This is a genomic window from Flavobacterium sp. YO64, from assembly GCF_004119505.1.
GTDB classification, from domain to species: domain Bacteria; phylum Bacteroidota; class Bacteroidia; order Flavobacteriales; family Flavobacteriaceae; genus Flavobacterium; species Flavobacterium oncorhynchi.
This window is the reverse complement of the sequence record NZ_NRQV01000006.1, coordinates 119,183-140,342: the sequence shown is the minus strand read 5'-3', so window position 1 is coordinate 140,342 and position 21,160 is coordinate 119,183. Positions and strand designations below refer to the sequence as shown.

The following is a 21,160-nucleotide window of genomic DNA, read 5'->3' as shown; positions in this document are numbered from 1 at the left end:
TTTAACAAGTAGCGCAAAGTTAATCAAAAATCAACAGAATAAGGAGTTTAGACCTGTGCAGAATCCGTTAATATTATCTAAAAATTGATGCTTTTATAAGCTGAATTTTAAGAAACCTTTGCGGTAGGTTTTTAAAATATTTCGCATAAATTTGCTAAATGAAGAAAATTCTTGCTTTCTGCTGCTGTTTGCTCTTGACGAGTTGTTTTGAGATAACAGAAAGAATCAAACATCACGACGACCAAAGTGGTGAATATACATTGATGATCGATTTTTCGAAATCATGGTTTAAAACCAAATCAGCTATTTTTTTAGAAGAAGTCGATGGAGTTAAAATCCCAAACGAACAGGAAATCTCTCAGAAATTAGAAGACTTTAAAGGGAAAGCTTTAAAAATTGCTGGAATTTCAAACGTTACAACCAAAACAGATTTTGACAATTACATTTTCATCATCAAACTTAATTACGCCAATATAAAAGCTCTAAACGCTGTTGTAAATACGATTAACAATCAGCGTGATCAAATTCATTTTAGCAGTAATGCTAAAAATTTTGAAAGAATTGCATCCTATCCAGTTCCCGAAAAAGTAATTAAGGATCCAAAGAAAAAGAAAGATCTTGAAGAAGCCAGTATAACAGCGATTTATACTTTCGACAAAGACATTTTATCAGTTGAAAATACCAATAGTAAAATATCCAAAAACAAAAAGACGGTTTTTTTAAAACAGAGTATGTACAGCGTACTTAAAAAATCGACATTAATGAACAATACAATCCAATTAACGCCTTGATTTATGAAGCAATTCTGCACTTTATTTTTAGTATTCGCCACCTATCTGACCTTTGGTCAAAACAATCAAAATAAATACGACTATTTTGTACAATTTAACGGAAATCAGCTTTCAAAAAAAGTAAATATCGATGAAGTATTAAATCATCCTGTATTGAATAAGTACAAAGAGGGAAATTCAGGTTTTGATATCAGCAAGTACACATCCCTTTTTTATTTAGACAAACAATTAACCGTTCATGGAAATTTTACAGACAGTATTCCGTATTGTCAAATCACTATTCCGATAAAGAATAAAGAAGCTGCAAGACAGTTTTTACTGCAAGAATACAGCCTGAATAAATACACAGATTCGGTTATAGCTCCAACTATTCAGGATTTTGGAAATTTCAGCATTCTTACTTCAAAAAATGAAAAAGAATCATTTGCTTGGAACGATAATTATTTGGTAATATTAAAATTAACAAAGAAATTTCACTCAAACCGATATGATATTACAGCGGCAAATACACTGCAAGATTCAATTGCAATAGATGAACCTTATAAAGAATTGTCTATTGAGGAGCCGGCAGCTGCTGATAATTCAACAGCAGTAGAAGAATCTGAAACAGAAGAAGATTCATATAATAGTGAATCTTATGCTGAATACACTAAAGAAGAAGATGACTTTAATCAAAAACTGGCTGAACAGCAAAATTTGAAGATAAAAGCATTGTTTGAAAAAGGGTTTACTGCTCCTGTATCCGATAAAATAAATGTACTTGCAGATATTTCATCATGGGTAAATTATGGTGCAGTTATGACTAGCTTATATTCCTCTTACTCTTATCCAATGGCAATTTTTGGAGGTTATGATAAATTTTTACCAAATCAGAAAAATTTGGGCAATTTTGTAAAAGGGATAAATCTCGATTTTTATTTCGACAACAACAATGCGCGAATAGAAGAAGTTATCGAATATTCAGAACAGATTGCAGAAGTTGTGGGGAAAATCAGCAATAGAAAAATCAACAAAAACATATTTAATTATTTTCCTGCAAACAAGCCTTTGGGTTATATGTCTTATCACATCAATACCCAAGCAGCACTTGAAAACATTCCGTCTTTAATGACCGATTTGTTTAATAGTCCTGCGTTAAAGAGCGATGATTTGGCCGTGGTTACAGATTTGATTTCTACAATTGTTGATGAAGAGGCAACTGCAAAGCTTTTTGACGGTGATTTGAGCTTGTTTTTATACGACAGTAAGAAAGTTGAGGTAGTTTCTAAATCGTACGATTATGATGAAAATTTTGAGCCGATAGAAAAAGAAGAAAAAATTAAGAAAACAGTACCGCTTTTTGCTGTAATTTTTACCTCTACACATCCAACATTTGGCGATAAGCTTTTACAGTTAGGCGTTCGTAAACAATTTCTAACTCAAAACGGAAATGCTTTCCTGATAGAAGGAACAAAAGAATATGGTGATTTGTTTATTATCAAAGATAAAGACGTTGTTGTGGTAGCAAACACACTTGATTATTTTAGTAAAGGAAAAGGATCATTTTTGGCCGAAGCAAAAAAAGATTTAAAGAAAAATTATATGTTTGGAAAGCTGAATATCGGTGAGACAGTAAATGTTTTTGCTAAATCAGAAAATACTAGTGCGTCTGATTTTGAGAAATTTAATAAGATTTCGAAGCAATTTTCAGATATTACTTTTGAGTCTCCTAAAAAACTAATCAATAACAAATTGATTTTTGCAGTTAAATTGAACACTTTAAAATCGGATAAAAATATCATTTTACAGACACTAGATTTAGCTGATGAAATGACTTCGAAATAATCGATAAAATACAAATCCCCGAAAAATCATTTCGGGGATTTTTTTTAAGCTTTAAATGATAATTTATTAGGTGATAGAAGCATCATAAATGGCTTTTATCGTATGTTTCAGCGTATTATTAAAATCATCATCAGATTGTTGAGCACTAAGTCCTTCAGATAAAGCTCTTGAGAAACTTGCAATTAATCCGTGGTTTTGTGCAAGTCTGTCATTGGCATCTTCTCTAGAATATCCGCCAGAAAGAGCCACAACTCTAACGACATTTGGGTTAGACATTAATTCGCTGTAAAAATCATTAACCGTTGGAATCGATAATTTCAACATCACTTTTACATCTTTGTCTAACGCTTTTAGTTGTTTTAAGATTTCTTCTTTTAGAATTTCTTCTGATTTTGTCTTATCAGCACTATAAATATCAACTTCAGGCTCAATAATAGGAATAAGTCCTTTTTTAAAAATTTGGATACCTACAGCAAATTGCTGTTCAACAACTTCACGAATACCCGCCGCGTTTGCCTCTTTAATAACAGAACGCATTTTAGTTCCAAAAACGTTTCGTTCAACCGCTCGTGTCAATAATTCATCCAAATTAGAAATAGGTTTCATTAACTGTACACCATTTGCAAGATCAGCAAGACCTTTGTCTACTTTTAAAAATGGTACAATCTGTTTTTTCTCCCACAAATAATCGGCAGTCCAGAGGCCGTCAATTTTACGATCCATTGTGTTTTCAAACAAAATAGCGCCTAGAATATATTTGCTGTCAAATGCTGGGCTTTTTATAATTCTCGTCCTCATTTCATGCACAAGAGTATACATTTCTTCGTCATTTGAAAAACTACTTTCTTGTATTCCATATAGTGCTAATGCTTTTGGAGTACTTCCGCCGCTTTGATCTAATGCGGCAATAAAGCCCTTTCCAGAATGCATGCGATTTAATTGTTCACTATTCATATTTGCCATAATACTGAATTTTAGGTGGAATAAATTCCCGTTAATTTAAGCATTTTTTAGAACTTATTGAAAGAGCGTTTTTTACAGTCCAATTTTTTTGTTGACTTTATCGTAAACTTCTTTTACTTTTTTTGGAGGATCAAATCGATAACCGACAGAAATTTTTAAAGTACCTATATTGTCATTTAGTCTAGGATCGACTTTATCATCTTGAGCAAAACTTACCGAATTTAAACTTGCAAAAGCAAAAAAACGGTCTTTATTATAGGCCAGTTTTAAATTGAAATCAGCCTGATATAACGCTGATGTATCTCCGTTAACATCATTAATTCCAGCTCCCAATGCAATGCCCGCTCCAATTAAGACACGATCACTGATTACAAAATTATAAAAGTAGGAGGGCGCAATAGTAAATACATAAATATCTCCTGGAGTAGAATCTGGAGTATTTAAATCTATATTGGTGTAATAAAATGAAAATGTTGGAATAAAACTTCCCGAACTTTTAGTCTGCCATTCGTTTTGGCTTACCAGTGTTTTAAATGAGAATTTATCATTAAAAACATAAGCTGTCGATCCGCCGATTTTAGTAGTTCTCATCCTTGGCAATTGAGCAGTTATATTATCATCACTAATATAAAATCCCTTTTGATTGATGAAAGTAAAAGACTGCATCCATTTTTTATAATAAAAACGGGTATTAAAATTAAAATGCTTGGAATGAGAATCGCCTTTATTACCGCCAAGAAATTTGGGAGCAAAACCAACCGTAACATCTATGATTTTATAATTTAAATTAAAACCAATCTGTTCTCTGCGATTCGGAATTAGATTAACAAATGTTTTCGGATCTTGACTATTTGAGGCAATTTGAAAACTATTGGAAGTATCTAAATAATAAATACTTGCCGTAATTTTATCATTGTATGATTTAAAATAACGATTTTGTAAAGTATCGTTTTGAGCAAAACACCCAAAAATGCTGGTGAAAAATGCTATGTAAATCAATTTTAAACACATAGAGACATAGTTTTTAGATCATTTAAAAGACGTTTTACTCAAAATGAGCCACATAATACAATGTGAAAAAATCATGATTTTCTAAAATCACCTCTAATATAATTAAATCTATGTTTCTATGTGTTGAATAAATTTTTAAATCAAGATAATTAAATCCACTCAATTGGGTTTTCTAATACATTGATCAATTTTTCCTCATCGCTTCCCGCTTCTGGATGATGATCGTAAACCCATTGAACATGCGGAGGTAAACTCATCAAAATACTCTCGATTCTCCCGTTCGTTTTTAAACCAAATAAAGTTCCTTTGTCGTGAACCAGATTAAATTCGACATAACGACCGCGGCGTATTTCTTGCCACGTTCTGTTTTCTGGGTTATATTCTAAATTTTTTCTTCTTTCTACAATCGGAACATAAGCTTCAAGAAAACTATTACCAACTTCGGTTACAAAATTATACCAGTTTTCCATCGACATTTGCTCATTTGCTTTGCAATAATCAAAGAATAAACCGCCAATTCCGCGGGCTTCATTTCTATGCGCATTCCAAAAGTATGAATCGCATTGTTTCTTGTATTTTGGATAAAATTCTAGATTATGTTTATCACAAGCCGTTTTACAAGTTTGGTGAAAGTGTTTTGCATCTTCCTCAAACAAATAATAAGGCGTTAAATCTTGTCCGCCGCCAAACCATTGTTCGATCACTTTTCCAGATTCATCATACATTTCAAAATAACGCCAATTAGCATGAACCGTTGGAACCATTGGATTTTTTGGATGTAAAACTAAACTCAATCCACAGGCAAAGAAATCAGCTTCGCCAACATTAAACATTTTTTGCATTGTTTCAGGAAGTTTTCCGTGAACGGCTGAAATGTTTACTCCGCCTTTTTCAAAAACATTTCCGTTTTCAATAACACGTGTTCTTCCACCGCCGCCTTCAGGACGTTTCCAAAGATCTTCACGGAATTTCGTAGTTCCGTCAACAGCTTCTAATCCAGCGCAGATTTGGTCTTGTAATTTTTGTATGTATGCGTAAAATTTATCTTTCATGTTGCTTATATTCTGATTTGAGTAATCCAAAATAAACGACATCTTCAAATGTTCCGTCGCCGCCTTTAAATTCATCTCTTAATATTCCTTCTTGTTTAAAATGATGCTTTAATGCAATTTGCTGACTTGCTTTATTGATTTTTGAAGTACAGATAAAAACCTTGTTCATTTTTAAAGTATTAAAACAAAAATCTAATGTTTCTGAAACCAGTTTTGAGGTAATTCCTTTTCCTTGATAATCTTCATCAACAAAATAGCCCAATTCACATTTAGAAATACGATTATCGATGCTTTTGATACATAAATAACCAATTAATGCATTGGTTATTATGTCTCTGGGATAAAAATAATATCCCTCTTTATGGTTTTCTTTATCTTGATTATAAGCAATGAAATTTTTAGTTTTTTCTAAATCTAAGCAATGAGATAAAGTTACTGGAAAAGTTTTTTCGATGTGTTTTGCATTCTTTTCGATAAGAGCGTAAAAATCTTCGGGAAGAATGTTTTCAATTCGCTCTGTTTTCCAATCTGTAAAACTCATTTCTATTTGTTTTTGGCCGAAGCAATTTTAGCGTTAATCCCAAAGGAAAAAACTTTGCTTTCTTGTTGGATATATTGGTAAATGGCAAGAGCTTTTTCTCGAAAATCAAATTGTTTCTCTGCAGAAAGTCCCATTAAAATATCGGCAAATTGTTCTTGCTGATTCCAGTCTAAATGACATTGTTGCAATAGAGTAATTAATTCCTCTTCTGGAATTTCAATTGTTCTCTGCAGACTTAAGCCGAAACTTTTTAATTGTTCATCAATAAGACTTGTGTCTTCAGCATTCCAAAATTTCGGGACAAAAATTAAGGCATGCAAAGTTCGCAGAGTATTCTCTATTCTAATAGATTCTTCATCTCTAAGACCTTTGTTCAGCATGTTTTATTTAGTTGATGTTTGATAGTTTTTGGTTGATCGTTACATTTCCAACAACCATCAACCAAAAACTATCAACGATTATTGCCCGTATTCCTTAACCGCGTCAATAAATGCTTTTGCGTGATCTACTGGGATATTTGGTAAAATTCCGTGACCTAAATTTACAATATATTTGTCTTTTCCGAACTCGTCGATCATTTCGTGAACCATCTTTTTGATAGTCGGAATTGGAGAAAGTAATCTTGATGGATCAAAATTTCCTTGTAAAGTAATGTTTCCACCAGACAAGTAACGAGCATTTCTAGCCGAACAAGTCCAATCAACTCCTAATGCAGAAGCTTTACTTTTTCCCATTTCGCCAAGAGCAAACCAACAACCTTTCCCGAAAACAATAACCGGGGTAATATCAGCTAAAGCATCAACAATTTGGTTAATATATTTCCATGAAAATTCCTGATAATCAACAGGAGAAAGCATTCCTCCCCAAGAATCAAAAATCTGAACCGCATTTACTCCAGATTTTACTTTTTCTTTTAAGTATAAAATAGTGGTATCAGTGATTTTTTGTAATAAAGTATGCGCTGCTGCCGGATTTGAAAAGCAGAATCCTTTTGCGGTATCAAAACTTTTAGAACCTTTTCCTTCAACAGCATAACAGAAGATTGTCCAAGGAGAACCAGCGAAACCAATTAATGGCACTTCGTCATTCAGCATTTCTTTAGTCAATTTCACAGCGTCAAAAACGTAGCCTAAAGTTTCATTTACATCTGGAACATAAACTTTGTGAACATCAGCCAAAGAACGAATCGGATTTGGGATAATTGGCCCTAAATTGTCTTTCAATTCTACATGAATTCCCATTGCACGAGGCACTACCAAAATATCAGAGAATAAAATCGCAGCATCTGGAGCAATTCTTCTGATAGGTTGAACTGTGATTTCAGCAGCTAATTCTGGAGTTTCACAACGTGTGAAAAAATCATATTTATCACGAAGTTCTCTAAACTCTGGTAAATATCTTCCTGCCTGACGCATCATCCATACCGGCGGACGCTGTACTGTTTCTCCTTTTAATGCTTTTAAAAATAGGTCGTTTTTTAACATCTCTTATTTGTTTTTCCTGCAAGGTTTTCAAAACCTTGTAGGTATTTGTTGATTTATATTTAAACCTACAAGGTTTTGAAAACCTTGCAGGATGTCGTAACATTATTTATACTCGTGAATTACATCTTCGATCACGTCTTCAATTGTCGGCTGATCTGCAACGATGATGTTTTTTGTGATTTTTGATAAGGCTTCTGCAGTGGTGTCGCCAATACAAAAGCAGATTTGTTTGTTTATAGTATTGTGTTTCAGATAACTTTTAACTCCAGACGGACTAAAAAATAATATCGCTTCTGGATTTGCTTTTATTTTCTGAGGCTGAAGCGTAGTTTCGTAAACCTGAATTTCGTTGAATTTAATTCCGTTTTCTTTTAAAGTTTCAGGTAAAGTATCTCTTCTTAAATTGCCGCTGAAAAAAGTATAACTCTCATTTCCGTAAATCAAAGTAATAATTTCGGCCAAATCTGCAGCGTAACCTGTGTAAGCCACAACATTAAAGCCATTATCGCTTAAAAGCGTTTTAGTTTTAAGCCCAACACAGTAGACGTTTTTCTTTTTTAATTCTTCTGATTTTGGATTGGATAAAACACTGTGAACCGCATTTTGACTTGTAAAAATCAAACTCTCGTTGAGGTCTTTTAATTCAAAAGGTTTATTTTCGGTTTTAATGAAATCGGCTTCGATTAATTCAATGCCATATTTCATTAGCTCTTGTTTATGAAGAGGAGATAATATTTTAGTAGATACTATTGGAACAGGGTTTGCCATTATTTTTTCAGAGTTTCTTTAATCTGTTTCATTAATTCCGTTCCGCCATTATTCAAAATCTCTTGAGCAGAATTAAAACCTAATTTTTTCCATTCTGAAATATCAACCGTTTTGTTGATTTCTAGTTTTTGTTTTCCGTCAATAGAAAGTAAAACACCTTGAAAATGCAAAGTATCTTCATCTTCATTATATGTTACTAGAGATCCAATTGGGGCTGTACATCCGCCTTCAAGCGTTCTCAAAAACTGACGTTCGATATAGGTACAAATTTCAGTTTCAATATCATTTAACTGCGAAAGCGCATCCAGTGTATAATTGTCATTTTCCATTCCCACAACTAGCATTGCGCCTTGTGCAGGTGCAGGAATCATCCAATCTAAGTTGATATAATTTTCAGGTTTTAAGTTGATGCGCTCTAAACCTGCAGCGGCAAATACAGCTCCGTCCCAATTATTGTCCTGAAGTTTTTGCATACGCGTATTTACGTTTCCACGTAAATCAACAACCGTATGATTTGGATATTTATTGAACCATTGTGCCTGGCGACGAAGACTTCCCGTTGCAATGGTACTTGGATTTGTAAAATCAGGATTTCCTTTATGAACTAAAATGTCCAAAACATTGGCTCTTGGCAAAACAGCACCTTGAACAATCCCTTTTGGCAAAGCAGTCGGAACATCTTTCATAGAATGCACAGCAATATCAACATCGCCATTGATCATAGCAATATCAAGCGTTTTGGTAAAAATTCCGGTAATCCCTAATTCGTAAAGAGGTTTATCCAGAATAATATCACCTTGAGATTTAACCGCAACAATTGAGGTTTTATAACCTAAATCGTTTAGTTTTTTCTCAACAGTATGTGCTTGCCAAAGTGCTAATTCGCTGTCACGCGTTCCTATTCTGATTGTTTTTTCAGCCATGTTTTGTTTCTTGAACCATATAAGTTATATAAGCAAATTTAAGTAGTTTGAGTAAAACACAATTTTTAAATGAACTTATATAACTTATATGGTTTAAAATTTGATTTTATTAAGATGCTTTTATCTTGAAGACTTTTTCGATCCATTCGATGCTTTCATCGACCATGGTGCTGTCGTCTTTTAAATGATTGGCAAAATGAGTAGTGATTTTTTGGATGATTCTATTACTGATGATTTCAGCTTGTTCTTCATTAAAATCGGCAATTTTTTTACTTTGAAAATCTAATTCTGAAGCTTTTATCGCGTTTAATTTTTCTTTTAAGGCATTAATTGTTGGAGCAAATTTGCGGCCTTTCATCCAAATTACAAATTCTTCTTTGATTTCTTCAATGATCGCTTCCGCAGCTGGAATGTGTAATTTTCGGTTTTCCAAAGTTTCATCTGTCAATTGCGATAAATAATCCATATGGATCAAAGTTACACCGTCTAATTCCTCTACATTTTCATTAACGTTTTTCGGAATAGACAAATCCAGAATCAACAAAGGTTTTTTAAGATTTAAGATTGCTTTGTCAACCGTTGGGTTTTGAGCGCCTGTTGCAACAACCACAACATCCGCTTTTTGAAGTTCTAAATGAAGTTCAGAATAATCTTTAACAATCAAATTAAGTTTTCCAGCTAATTTTTCAGCTTTGTCTTTCGTTCGGTTGATTAAAGTAATATGTTCGTTTTTAGTATGTTTTACTAAATTCTCGCAAGTGTTTCTACCAATTTTTCCAGTTCCAAAAAGCAAAATGTTTTTATTACTGATGTCTTCTACATTTTTAAGAATGTATTGTACTGAAGCAAAAGAAACCGAAGTTGCACCAGAACTGATTTCTGTTTCGTTTTTGATTCTTTTACTTGCCTGAATAACCGCATTAACCAATCTTTCTAAAAAAGCATTGGCTAATCCCATTGATTTTGAATGGGCAAAACTGGTTTTAATTTGAGATATAATTTCAAAATCGCCTAGAATCTGACTGTCTAAACCAGTTCCTACGCGAAACATATGATTAATTGCTTCTTGGTTTTTGTAAACAAAACCAACTTTTTGAAAAGCATCAACAGAACCGTTGCTGTTGTCGCAAATAAGTTTGATTAATTGAAAAGGATGTTCTGCAAAACCATAGATTTCGGTTCTGTTGCAGGTTGAAGTAACAATTAAACTTTCTATTCCATCATTTTTAGCTTGTTCCAGCAAACGAGTTTTTGCAACAGCATCCAAACTAAATTGACCTCTGACCTCAGCATCAGCTTTTTTATAACTCAGACCAACTGAGTAAAAATAAAGGTGTTTCGGTACGTTATTGTTTTCCATAAATTCACTTTCATAAAAGTGCAACAAAATTATTACTATAGTGTTTATAAAAGTAACGCTTAAAGTACTTTTTGTATCGCTATGTGTTTTTTTGATTGTAAACGACTGTTTTTATGCAAAAAGAAGTACTTTTGTAGCAAAATCAAGTCGTTTGAAATGATTTGTTTAGAGTCGTTCTAAATAACATTCTGGATTTGCTTTGATTTTCTTTTCTAAAAAACATCGCTATGAGTTCTCAAGAAATTATAAAAATTGAAGACGACTTTACGCTGATCCGTTTTCAAAACGACAGTTCAGAACCCTTTTTTGGGCAGCATGAAGTAGGTAGTGGGCTGATACAGTTTCACTTCGGAATAAAAGGCAACGCTAAATTTTTGTTCAATCAAGGTAATTATGCTTTAGAATTGAAAGAAGAAAAATCGCTGCTTTTGTACAATCCGCAAAAAGAATTACCGCTGAATTTAGAATTAGCTCCAAACTCTTGGGTGATTTCTGTAATTGTCTCTATTAAAAAATTTCACGCGTTATTTTCTGCCGAAGCTGATTATATTACTTTTTTAAGTCCTGATAATAAGGATAAAAAGTATTATAACGAAGGAAATATTAGTCCGTCAATGGCAATTGTTTTAAGTCAGCTGTTTCATTATAATCTTCATCCATCTATAAAAAACCTTTATTATAAAGGAAAAGGATACGAATTATTGAGTTTGTATTTTAATAGAACCGAAGATCCAAACGCAGAACAATGTCCGTTTTTGATTGATGAAGATAACGTGCTCAAAATTCGCAGAGCTAAAGAAATTATCATTGCTAATATGGCGGAACCGCCAGGATTGCAAGAATTGGCAGATGAAATTGGTTTGAATTTGAAGAAGCTCAAAATGGGATTCAAACAAATTTACGGCGACACTGTTTATGGTTTTCTATTTGATTATAAAATGGATTTTGCGAGAAAGCTTTTAGACAGCGGATCTTATAATGTAAACGAAGTTGGACTTAAAATTGGCTACAGTACGGGAAGTCATTTTATAGCGGCGTTCAAGAAAAAATTTGCGACAACTCCAAAGAAGTATTTAATGTCAATTAATGCGAATGTTTAATGATTAAAAGATATTCAATAGTTTTATTGCTCTTCTTAATTCTGTCTTGCAAATCAAAAGAAGAAAAAATGTTTTTTGATTTTGATAGTGTTGAATATTATTCATTAAATAAGAGCAAAGAGCAGGAAATGGATGCGAACCATAGTAAAGGTATTGATAACACTACTGAGGACAAAATCTTTTATAATGAATATCCAGAGAAAGTAAACAATATTGTTTTTTACAAGACAATAAATTCTGATGGGTTTTCTAAGTTTGAATTATCTCAAAATGATGTTGAGTATTTAAGAGATTATATTTTTTTAGAAAAGTCTTCTTTAAAGATGCTTGAAAATGTATATGCTTGTTCGCCTCAATATAGAGATATTTTAATTTTCAAAAAGAATAAAGAAATCTCAGGAATAGCTAAAATATGTCTTTCTTGTCGTCAGTTTTATCTGATTAGCTCTAAAAAGGAAATTCAAACAGAAAACTTTGGAACAGAGAAAGAATTTAAATCGTTGGAAAAATTATTCAACAAATATAAAAAGGATATAAACTGATAGTGTTTTAATTCAATCAATTTTAAAAATAACAAGATAATTAAAAAGTAATAAATATCATATTTCTAAAAAGTTACAAGTAATACTTTTGACGAAATTTTAAAAACAAATAAAAAGCTTAAAGCCTAATGCTTAAAGCCTAAAGCAAAAAAATAATGAAAGGCGTATTATTAGTAAATCTAGGATCTCCAGACAGTCCAACAACAAAAGATGTAAAACCTTATTTAGATGAATTTTTAATGGATAAATACGTGATTGACGTTCCGTATTTGTTGAGAGCATTATTAGTTCGTGGTATTATTTTAAGAAAAAGACCAGAAGAATCAGCGCATGCTTATGCAAAAATTTGGTGGGAAGAAGGCTCTCCTTTAGTAGTTCTTTCTGAAAGAATGCAGAAAAAAGTACAACCTTTGGTAAATGTTCCCGTTTCTTTAGCAATGCGTTACGGAAGCATGACTATCGAAAAAGGACTTCAGGAGTTGAGCGATAAAGGTGTTACAGAAGTTTTACTTTTCCCGCTTTATCCGCAATATGCAATGGCTTCAACTTTGACGATTTTGGTGAAAGCGGAAGAAATTCGCAAGAAAAAATTCCCACATATAACGTTTACAGATGTTCCGGCATTTTACAACAAACCAGATTATATCAAGAATTTGGCCGATTCGATTCAGAAGCACTTAGTTGGGTTTGATTATGATCATTTATTGTTTTCGTACCACGGAATTCCAGAGCGTCATATTCGTAAAACAGATGTAACGAAATCACATTGTAAAATTGACGGTTCTTGTTGTAATACGCCATCTCCGGCACACGATTTTTGTTACCGTCACCAATGTTATGAAACTACAAGACAAGTTATTAAGCTATTAGGACTTCCTGCAGATAAATATAGTTTGACATTTCAATCGCGTTTAGCGGGAGACAAATGGTTAGAACCTTACACCGATGTTGAAATTGATAACATGCCGGCAAAAGGAATCAAGAAATTAGCAGTTGTAACACCAGCTTTCGTTTCAGATTGTTTAGAAACGCTGGAGGAAATCGCAATGCGTGCCAAAGAAGATTTCGAAGCAAATGGAGGAGAAGAATTCTTGGCAATTCCATGTCTGAATGATGATGACGAATGGTGTGAGACTGTTGGAAATTGGATTAACGATTGGGCTAAATAATTTACATCAATGAAAAAATCTATTTTATTGATTTCAATTATTTTGATCGTCATTCTTTGTATCTCTATCGCAAAATTATTTTTTTTGTCAGGTAATAAAATCTTAAAATATTCTACATTAAATAATAACCAAATAATTTTGGCAGGTGAGTGGTATGATACAGAAGATTCTACGGCAGGAATAAGTGTCAGAGATGATAAATTAGCCTTTTTCAAAAATTTTGTTTTTAATGATAGTGAAATATATAAGTATTCAATTATCGATTCTATACATGAGGAAGGAAATCACAAAATTAGTAAAGGTCAATACTTGATGATGTTGGGAATTTCTGATGACACCGTATATAAAAAAATTATAAAGAGAAATAATAATGTCTTAACCTTAAAGATTGATTCAGGAAATAAATCATATATAAGAAAAGGGTTAATTAAACATTTTAGAAAAACAAAAGAATAAAGTGATGGAATACTATAACTACTTAAAATCACTGCATCTAATATTTGTGATAACCTGGTTTGCAGGTTTATTTTATATTGTGCGTTTGTTTGTGTATCAAATAGAAGCCAATGAAAAACCTTCACCAGAAAAAGAGATTCTACAGGCGCAATATAAAATAATGGCCTATCGTTTGTGGTATATTATTACGTGGCCGTCGGCGGTTTTGGCGAGTATTTTTGCTTTTTGGATGCTGTTTTTTACAGATGCCGGTCATATTTGGCTTTCACAGTCCTGGATGCATGTAAAATTATGTTTCGTTTTTCTGTTATATTTATATCACGGAAAATGCCATCAAATTTTTAAACAGCTGCAAAATGACGAAGTAAAATATACCAATAATTTTATGCGTTTATGGAATGAAGGCGCAACGATTATTCTGTTTGCCGTTGTCTTTTTAGTAATTTTAAAAAATGCCGTCAACTGGATTTTTGGTGTAATCGGAATTATTTTATTCTCGGTTTTAATTATGCTTGGATTTAGGTTTTATAAAAGAATTAGAGAGAAAAAATAAAAAGGTTGCCACGAATTGCACGAATTAGCAAGAATTTATTTTTGTGATTTTTTTCCACAGATTAAAGTGATTATTAAGATTTTAAACTGCGTAAAAAAAATATTTGAATTCTTTAATCTGTGGAAAAAAATTAGTGCTAATTCGAGTAATTCGCGGCGAAAAAACAAAAACTATGTTTAACAACTTCAAAATGTCAATGCTTTCGCTTCGTACCAGGATTTTCCTGTCGATGATTGTATTGATTGTTGTGGCATCTTTTTTATTGGCTTCGATTTCTATAATACAGTTCAAGACCGAAGCAAAAGAATACCATCAAGAGCGGCTGGAACGTAAAGAAAATGCCGTAAAAGAGCATATTAATTATGTACTTTCTACAACCACTTATCCTTTGAAAACCCAAAATCTAGATTTAATTTTCAAAGATAAAATTCATGAACTTGCACAGATTCATAAAATTGAAATTAATATTTACAGTCTCGACGGGAAGCTGCTAAAATCCTCAAAAGAATCCTTTGCAGTTGATAAAATATCACCGCCAATTCCTGAATATATTCTGAAATTAGTTCGTTCATCAATCGAAAAACGTTTTGTAGATATTAAAACGATCGACGGTGTTAAAAATAGATCATCGTACAGCTTAATCAAAGACGAAAAATTCAAACCTCTAGGGATTTTGAATCTTCCATATTTAGAAGATGACGGTTATTATGACAATGAGCTGAATACGTTCTTAATTCGCTTAAGTCAAGTATATTCTTTTATGCTGCTTGTTGCTTTTGCGTTGGCGTATTTTCTTTCGACTTATATCACAAAATCATTAAAAACAATTTCTGATAAATTAGAGGAAACTAATTTAGATCAGAAAAACGAAAAAATCGTAATAGAAGCGACGAGTAAGGAAGTAAATTTCTTAATCAAGGCTTATAACGGAATGGTGGATAAACTTGAAACCAGCGCGATAAAATTAGCTCAAAGCGAACGTGAAGAAGCTTGGCGCGAAATGGCGAAACAAGTGGCGCATGAAATAAAAAATCCGCTTACGCCAATGCGATTGACCGTTCAGAGTTTTCAGCGAAAATTCGACCCTAACGATCCTGATGTAAAGCAGAAGATGAATGATTACTCAGAGACTTTAATTCAGCAAATCGATACCATGACAGCCGTTGCTTCGGCATTCTCGAATTTCGCTTCGATGCCTGCACAGCAAAATGAGACTTTAAATGTCGTTGAGGTTGTAGAGTTGGCATTGGATATTTTTAATGAAGATTATATTTCTTTTGAAAGTGATGAAGAAGAAATCATTTCTAAGATGGATAGGACACAGTTAATACGTGTGATCACGAATTTAGTTAAAAATGCAACACAAGCAATTCCAGAAAGTCAGCTTCATAAATCGATTGTTGTCAAGGTGAAAAGGCGAAATAATAATGTTGAAATCGCTGTAAAGGACAACGGAATTGGAATTCAAAAACAAGATATAAGCCGAATATTTGAGCCAAAATTTACCACTAAAACAAGCGGAATGGGACTTGGATTAGGAATTATAAAAAACATTATCGAAAATTACAAAGGAACGATTACCTTTGAATCAACATACGGAAAAGGAACTACTTTTAGAGTTTCTTTGCCAATAACAAACTCATAAATTCTAGGTCATGAACTACGAAAATCTTTTAATTTCGATTGAAGAAAAAATTGCGACTGTTACAATTAACAGACCTGCAAAACTGAATGCTTTAAACAAAGCAACGATCAGCGATCTTAGTAAAGCGATTAAATTATTGGGAAAAAACGACGATGTTCGTGTTATTATCTTAACAGGAAGCGGCGAAAAAGCATTTGTGGCTGGAGCCGATATCTCAGAGTTTGCAAATTATACCATTATAGAAGGCGCACAATTGGCAGCCGAAGGTCAGGAGTCACTATTTGATTTTATAGAAAACCTTAAAAAACCTGTTATTGCGGCTGTTAATGGTTTTGCATTAGGAGGCGGATTAGAGTTAGCAATGGCTTGTCATTTTAGAGTAGCATCTGATAATGCTAAAATGGGATTGCCAGAAGTTACTTTAGGATTAATTCCTGGTTATGGAGGAACACAGCGATTGCCTCAATTAATTGGAAAAGGACGCGCAATGGAAATGATTATGACTGCAGCAATGATTTCTGCTGAAGAAGCGAAACAATACGGTTTGGTAAATCATGTTGTGTCTCAGGCAGAACTTTTGTCGTTTACAAACGGAATTGCTCAAAAAATCATTAAAAATGCTCCGTTTGCAATTGGTAAAGCAATTAAAGCAATTAACGCTAATTTCGAAGATGGTAAAAATGGATTTGACACAGAAATAAAATCTTTCGGAAAATGTTTTGGAACACAAGATTTTAAAGAAGGTACAACAGCATTTTTAGAAAAGCGCAAAGCCGAATTTACAGGAAAATAATTTTTCTTAACCGCAAAGCTCATAATTCAGATAGTTATCAAAATTGCGAACTTTGTGGTTAAATAATAACAGACAAAGGTTTTAAAAACTTAGAACCTTAGCATCTCAGAACCTTAGAACCTAAAAAAAATGTACGAACCAATATTTGCTCTTTTTTGCGAACGCGTTAAAGAAAGCATTCAAAACGGGACTTTTGCTAAACTGACTTTAGCCAAAACAATGGGAGATACTGAAATTAAAAATATCTACTTTCGTTTGGTTTTAAATGAAGATAATACTTTCTCGATTTCATTAACAACGCGTTATAAAACGGAAGAAGTCGAAAGTATTCACACCTTAGACGAGGCTTTATTGGTGTTAGGAACCTATATTAAAAATCCTTTTTTGACAGCATTGTTATTTACAACAGACAACGATTTAACGTTTAAAGTAAACAAAAAGAATGCTGGAAGTATTATTGAACAACAGCCGACATTTAAAAATGCTTCACCAGTAATGTTGGAGATGATTGAAAAGGGAATTGTTTGAAACAGTTAAAGTTAGTGTCTTTTTCTGATTCGTAAGAAAAATGAATTATTTTAGTTGTAGTTTTCTAGATTAAAAATAATTGCACATGAATGTATATAGAGTGTCAGGTCGGTTGAGAGCTTTTATTTTCTTTTTTTCAATAGTGCTAATATTGATGTTTGGCAGCTTACTTATAGTTCCTTTTGTTACTTTACCTCCCAACTCGCGTATTTCGGAAATGTATAGTTTCTGTTGTTCCTCAATTTATTTGAATGTTCTAGTGATGTTACTAGCTTTTGTGGTTATCGTTTCGGCCCTAATTTTATTAATTAATGTCTTTATACGAAGAGTCATTTTTACAAATGATTCTATTGTTTCAAGAAACATATTTAGTACCCGAAGATTAGCGTACGATGAAATTAAGGGCTATAAAATTAACCATTCCATGCTTTATATTGTTACAAATTCCAACAAGAAAAAACACATTGCAATAAATCTTTTTAGTTTAGAAAGAGCTAATAATTTAATCCGCAGTTTAGAAATGCGGTTTACAAATTTAGATTTCTAATCAATAAAAACAGCTATACTAATTTTACAAACAAATTAGAAGCGATTTTATTCGAAATCGACAATTCCTTGTTGTCAACTTTTATTTTTACAGATAAATCAAAAGATTCTTTAGAAAGGAATTCGATTTTAGAACCCAAAGCAATTCCTTGTTTGTCTAAATATTTTAGGAATTCTGATGAAGTATCTTTTACACCTACACAAACGCCAGTTTGATTTTCAGATAATTCAGAAAGCAATTGTTTCTCTATCTTAATAATTCTACCATTTGCATCTGGAATGGGATCTCCGTGCGGATCTTCAGTCGGATTTCCAAGAAAATCATCCAAACGATTTATTAATTGTTCTGATTTTATGTGTTCTAATTGTTCTGCAATATCATGAACCTCATCCCAGCTGAAATTTAGTTTTTCAACAAGAAAAACTTCCCATAAACGATGCTTTCTAACAATCATTTTTGCTGCCAGTTTTCCATTTTCAGTTAACGAAACGCCTTGATATTTTTTATAATTAACCAAATCTTTCTCGGCTAACTTTTTAAGCATGTCAGTAACAGATGAAGCTTTAGTTTCCATCATTTCGGCAATTGCATTCGTGCTCACCTCAGTTTCTAATGAAGCTGTAAGATGATATATAGATTTAAGATAATTTTCTTCTGAAAAAGTCATTTTTTTTCTTTTTGAGGAACAAAGTGACAAAGAAGCAAAGGAGCAAAGAATAAAATCTTTGTCACTTCGTTACTTTGGATCTTTGAACCTATTTCATTTAACAATCAACAAAGGTATCGAAATTTTATGTCTGAGTTTGTCTACTGTGGTGCCAAAAAGAATATCTTTTAATCCAGTGTGGCCGTGAGTTCCCATAACTAAAACATCAAAATTTCCTTGATTAATAATATTTGGAATCACAGTGTTAGGTTTTCCAAAACCAAGTTCAGTTTCGATTTTAAACCCTTTCTGTGAAAGCATATCTTTATATTCCAACAATAATTTTCCGTCTATAGTAGTTTCGTGATCAGCGATATTTCCTCCGTACATTAGCGCGCCTACCGTTTCAACAATATGAATTAAAGTGTATTGTGCATTAATTCCGCCTAGTTCAAACGCATTGTTAAGTGCAGCTTCATCAGCTTTAGAAAAATCTACAGAAATGGCTATGTTTTTCTTATTGTAGATTTCTTTTTGAACATATTGTAATTTAAGATGGTGAGGAGAATGATTCTCAATATTTGATTTCGCTCTTGCAATAAATGGTTTTACGATAATATATAGCAGCAAAGCCAGAAAACCAAAAGCAAGCGGCACAACAGTAAACCATATTATTGTAGGATGCTCTGAATTTGCAAGCCAAGAAGTTATTTCGTCATAAACCAATTTTGCATTTAATGAAACGATGATCGCGGCGATGATCCAAGAAACGGCTTGAGTAGTTTTGGAGATATGAAAACCATTCATTTTAGATTTATCACTCACAAAATGAATTAAAGGAATAATGGCAAAGCCAAGCTGAAGACTTAAAATTACCTGACTTAAGATTAACAATTTTCCAGTGACGCTTTCTCCATAAATAGAAATAACAATTAATGCAGGAACAATGGCAATTAAGCGGGTTAAAATACGACGAACCCAAGGCTGAATGCGCAAATGCAAATAACCTTCCATTACAATTTGTCCGGCAAGAGTTCCCGTTACCGTAGAGCTTTGTCCTGCAGCAATAAGTGCAACAGCAAATAAAATTGGAGCCCATTTAGTTCCTAATAACGGTTCTAGAAATTGATGCGCATCTTGAATTTCGGCAACCTCAAACATTCCGTTTTTATGAAAAGTTGCAGCGGCGAGAATTAAAATTGCGGCGTTTACGAAGAAAGCTAAATTTAAGGCAATCGTAGAATCGATCAAATTGTATTTTAAAGCTTGTTTTATGCCCGCCGGACTACGGTCAAATTTTCTAGTTTGTACTAAAGAAGAGTGCAAATATAAATTGTGCGGCATTACAGTCGCTCCAATAATTCCGATCGCGATGTATAAAGCTGCCGAATTTGGTATTGAAGGAATAAGACCTGCAAGGATTTTTGGAACTTCAGGTTGTGCAAAAATCATTTCAAAAATGAAAGAAAGACCAATAATTGCGACCAAAACAATTATAAAAGCTTCCATTTTTCGAATACCTTTATTAATTAAGAATAATAGAAGAAAAGTATCTAAAACAGTTATTAAAACGCCTTCAAACAGCGGAATTCCAAATAATAGATTAATTCCAATCGCCATTCCAAGAACTTCCGCAAGATCACAGGCGGCAATGGCAATTTCTGCCAGAAAATATAAAATGTAGTTAATGAATTTTGAATAGGTTTCTCTTGAAGCCTGCGCAAGATCGCGCTGCGTTACAATTCCCAAACGCGCACTTAAGCTTTGCAGTAGCAAAGCCATTAAGTTACTCATTAATAAAACCCAGACTAAAGTGTAACCAAATTGACTTCCGCCGGCGATATCTGTTGCCCAGTTTCCAGGATCCATATATCCAACACTTACTAGATATGCGGGGCCTAAAAAGGCTAATATTTTTCTAAAACCTGTTTTTTTATGCTCTGTAGCAACCGATTGGTTTACCTCTTCTAAAGATTTGGTCATTTTAAAAGTATTGTTTTAACAAATATAGGTATAAATTATATTCGTAGAACAATATTTTTAGGCGAGTCTAAATATTAGATGTTAGGATTCAAACAATTTGGACATAAACCTGATAATGTAAAATTTATCTCGTTTACTTTATAATTGTGCGGCATAATATAACTTGGCTTTACATTTTCGAGACAGGTAATTTCATGACAGTTTTCGCAGCTAAAATGGGCATGATTATGTATGTGCACACGCTGATGCGAATGATTGCATTTTGCATATTTTACGGTACCGTCTAGATTTGAAATTTTATGAATAATATCATCGTTAACTAAACGATCTAAAATTCGATAAGTAGTGACACGATCGCATATCTCGTTCAATTGTTTTTGAATTTCGGTATGAGACAGAGCTGTTTTAGATTTCTCAAAAATCTCTAAAACGGCCGTCTTTGCTGTAGTATTGCGCGTGGTTTTCATTCTGTTTATAAATT

Annotated in this window: 22 protein-coding genes; 10 read left to right on the top strand and 12 right to left on the bottom strand. The window is 32.9% G+C overall.

Going from position 1 to position 21,160, the window contains the following annotated elements:
- Window positions 1-158 precede the first annotated feature (158 nt).
- Both BOW57_RS06360 and BOW57_RS06355 read left to right on the top strand, forming a co-directional pair.
- Window positions 159-791: a hypothetical protein gene (locus BOW57_RS06360; RefSeq protein ID WP_129053429.1), complete on the top strand. Its 633-nt coding sequence runs from the start codon at window positions 159-161 to the stop codon at window positions 789-791.
- Between the two features lie 3 nt (window positions 792-794).
- On the top strand, window positions 795-2,615 hold the full coding sequence (locus BOW57_RS06355; RefSeq protein WP_129053428.1) for a hypothetical protein: 1,821 nt from the start codon (window positions 795-797) through the stop codon (window positions 2,613-2,615).
- A 66-nt stretch (window positions 2,616-2,681) separates the two neighbouring features.
- On the opposite strand, the gene BOW57_RS06350 is transcribed toward BOW57_RS06355, so the two are convergent.
- The 9 genes from BOW57_RS06350 to hemA all read right to left on the bottom strand — a co-directional run bounded on the left by BOW57_RS06350 (window position 2,682) and on the right by hemA (window position 10,717).
- Window positions 2,682-3,569, bottom strand: coding sequence for a fructose bisphosphate aldolase (locus BOW57_RS06350; protein WP_129053465.1), 888 nt, complete (start codon window positions 3,567-3,569; stop codon window positions 2,682-2,684).
- A gap of 81 nt (window positions 3,570-3,650) precedes the next feature.
- Window positions 3,651-4,589, bottom strand: a complete 939-nt coding sequence (locus BOW57_RS06345; protein ID WP_129053427.1) for a DUF4421 family protein — start codon at window positions 4,587-4,589, stop codon at window positions 3,651-3,653.
- 149 nt (window positions 4,590-4,738) lie between these two features.
- Entirely contained in the window at window positions 4,739-5,641 is a 903-nt protein-coding gene (gene hemF, locus BOW57_RS06340) for an oxygen-dependent coproporphyrinogen oxidase (RefSeq protein WP_129053426.1), read from the bottom strand.
- Window positions 5,631-6,182, bottom strand: a complete 552-nt coding sequence (locus BOW57_RS06335; protein WP_129053425.1) for a GNAT family N-acetyltransferase — start codon at window positions 6,180-6,182, stop codon at window positions 5,631-5,633. Before BOW57_RS06335 ends, hemF begins: the two co-directional genes overlap by 11 nt.
- A gap of 2 nt (window positions 6,183-6,184) precedes the next feature.
- Window positions 6,185-6,562: a hypothetical protein gene (locus BOW57_RS06330; protein WP_129053424.1), complete on the bottom strand. Its 378-nt coding sequence runs from the start codon at window positions 6,560-6,562 to the stop codon at window positions 6,185-6,187.
- A 78-nt stretch (window positions 6,563-6,640) separates the two neighbouring features.
- Window positions 6,641-7,666 (bottom strand): uroporphyrinogen decarboxylase, encoded by a 1,026-nt coding sequence (hemE, locus tag BOW57_RS06325; protein WP_129053423.1) that lies wholly within the window; start codon window positions 7,664-7,666, stop codon window positions 6,641-6,643.
- A gap of 102 nt (window positions 7,667-7,768) precedes the next feature.
- Window positions 7,769-8,434 (bottom strand): uroporphyrinogen-III synthase, encoded by a 666-nt coding sequence (locus BOW57_RS06320; RefSeq protein WP_129053422.1) that lies wholly within the window; start codon window positions 8,432-8,434, stop codon window positions 7,769-7,771.
- Window positions 8,434-9,357, bottom strand: coding sequence for a hydroxymethylbilane synthase (gene hemC, locus BOW57_RS06315; RefSeq protein ID WP_129053421.1), 924 nt, complete (start codon window positions 9,355-9,357; stop codon window positions 8,434-8,436). The genes BOW57_RS06320 and hemC overlap by 1 nt, the downstream gene beginning before the upstream one ends.
- A gap of 109 nt (window positions 9,358-9,466) precedes the next feature.
- The gene (gene hemA, locus BOW57_RS06310; protein WP_129053420.1) at window positions 9,467-10,717 is read right to left on the bottom strand and encodes a glutamyl-tRNA reductase; all 1,251 of its coding nucleotides are present in this window, start codon (window positions 10,715-10,717) and stop codon (window positions 9,467-9,469) included.
- 227 nt (window positions 10,718-10,944) lie between these two features.
- Between hemA and BOW57_RS06305 the strand changes: the two genes are divergently transcribed.
- From BOW57_RS06305 to BOW57_RS06270, 8 genes are all read left to right on the top strand, one after another.
- Window positions 10,945-11,817: an AraC family transcriptional regulator gene (locus BOW57_RS06305; RefSeq protein WP_089053460.1), complete on the top strand. Its 873-nt coding sequence runs from the start codon at window positions 10,945-10,947 to the stop codon at window positions 11,815-11,817.
- Window positions 11,817-12,359: a hypothetical protein gene (locus BOW57_RS06300; RefSeq protein ID WP_129053419.1), complete on the top strand. Its 543-nt coding sequence runs from the start codon at window positions 11,817-11,819 to the stop codon at window positions 12,357-12,359. The genes BOW57_RS06305 and BOW57_RS06300 overlap by 1 nt, the downstream gene beginning before the upstream one ends.
- A gap of 155 nt (window positions 12,360-12,514) precedes the next feature.
- Window positions 12,515-13,528 (top strand): ferrochelatase, encoded by a 1,014-nt coding sequence (hemH, locus tag BOW57_RS06295; protein ID WP_129053418.1) that lies wholly within the window; start codon window positions 12,515-12,517, stop codon window positions 13,526-13,528.
- Window positions 13,529-13,537: 9 nt separating this feature from the next.
- On the top strand, window positions 13,538-13,984 hold the full coding sequence (locus BOW57_RS06290) for a hypothetical protein (protein WP_129053417.1): 447 nt from the start codon (window positions 13,538-13,540) through the stop codon (window positions 13,982-13,984).
- Between the two features lie 4 nt (window positions 13,985-13,988).
- Complete coding sequence (locus BOW57_RS06285; RefSeq protein ID WP_129053416.1) at window positions 13,989-14,537, top strand: CopD family protein; 549 nt, start codon at window positions 13,989-13,991, stop codon at window positions 14,535-14,537.
- A gap of 229 nt (window positions 14,538-14,766) precedes the next feature.
- Window positions 14,767-16,182: a PAS domain-containing sensor histidine kinase gene (locus tag BOW57_RS06280; RefSeq protein ID WP_129053464.1), complete on the top strand. Its 1,416-nt coding sequence runs from the start codon at window positions 14,767-14,769 to the stop codon at window positions 16,180-16,182.
- A gap of 10 nt (window positions 16,183-16,192) precedes the next feature.
- Window positions 16,193-16,975 (top strand): enoyl-CoA hydratase/isomerase family protein, encoded by a 783-nt coding sequence (locus tag BOW57_RS06275; protein ID WP_129053415.1) that lies wholly within the window; start codon window positions 16,193-16,195, stop codon window positions 16,973-16,975.
- Between the two features lie 129 nt (window positions 16,976-17,104).
- A complete protein-coding gene (locus BOW57_RS06270; RefSeq protein ID WP_129053414.1) occupies window positions 17,105-17,503 on the top strand; it encodes a hypothetical protein in 399 nt (132 codons plus the stop codon).
- Between the two features lie 560 nt (window positions 17,504-18,063).
- On the opposite strand, the gene BOW57_RS06265 is transcribed toward BOW57_RS06270, so the two are convergent.
- The 3 genes from BOW57_RS06265 to BOW57_RS06255 all read right to left on the bottom strand — a co-directional run bounded on the left by BOW57_RS06265 (window position 18,064) and on the right by BOW57_RS06255 (window position 21,146).
- Entirely contained in the window at window positions 18,064-18,717 is a 654-nt protein-coding gene (locus tag BOW57_RS06265) for a metal-dependent transcriptional regulator (RefSeq protein WP_089053453.1), read from the bottom strand.
- Window positions 18,718-18,810: 93 nt separating this feature from the next.
- On the bottom strand, window positions 18,811-20,679 hold the full coding sequence (locus BOW57_RS06260) for an Nramp family divalent metal transporter (RefSeq protein ID WP_129053413.1): 1,869 nt from the start codon (window positions 20,677-20,679) through the stop codon (window positions 18,811-18,813).
- A 74-nt stretch (window positions 20,680-20,753) separates the two neighbouring features.
- The gene (locus BOW57_RS06255) at window positions 20,754-21,146 is read right to left on the bottom strand and encodes a Fur family transcriptional regulator (RefSeq protein ID WP_129053412.1); all 393 of its coding nucleotides are present in this window, start codon (window positions 21,144-21,146) and stop codon (window positions 20,754-20,756) included.
- Window positions 21,147-21,160 lie beyond the last annotated feature (14 nt).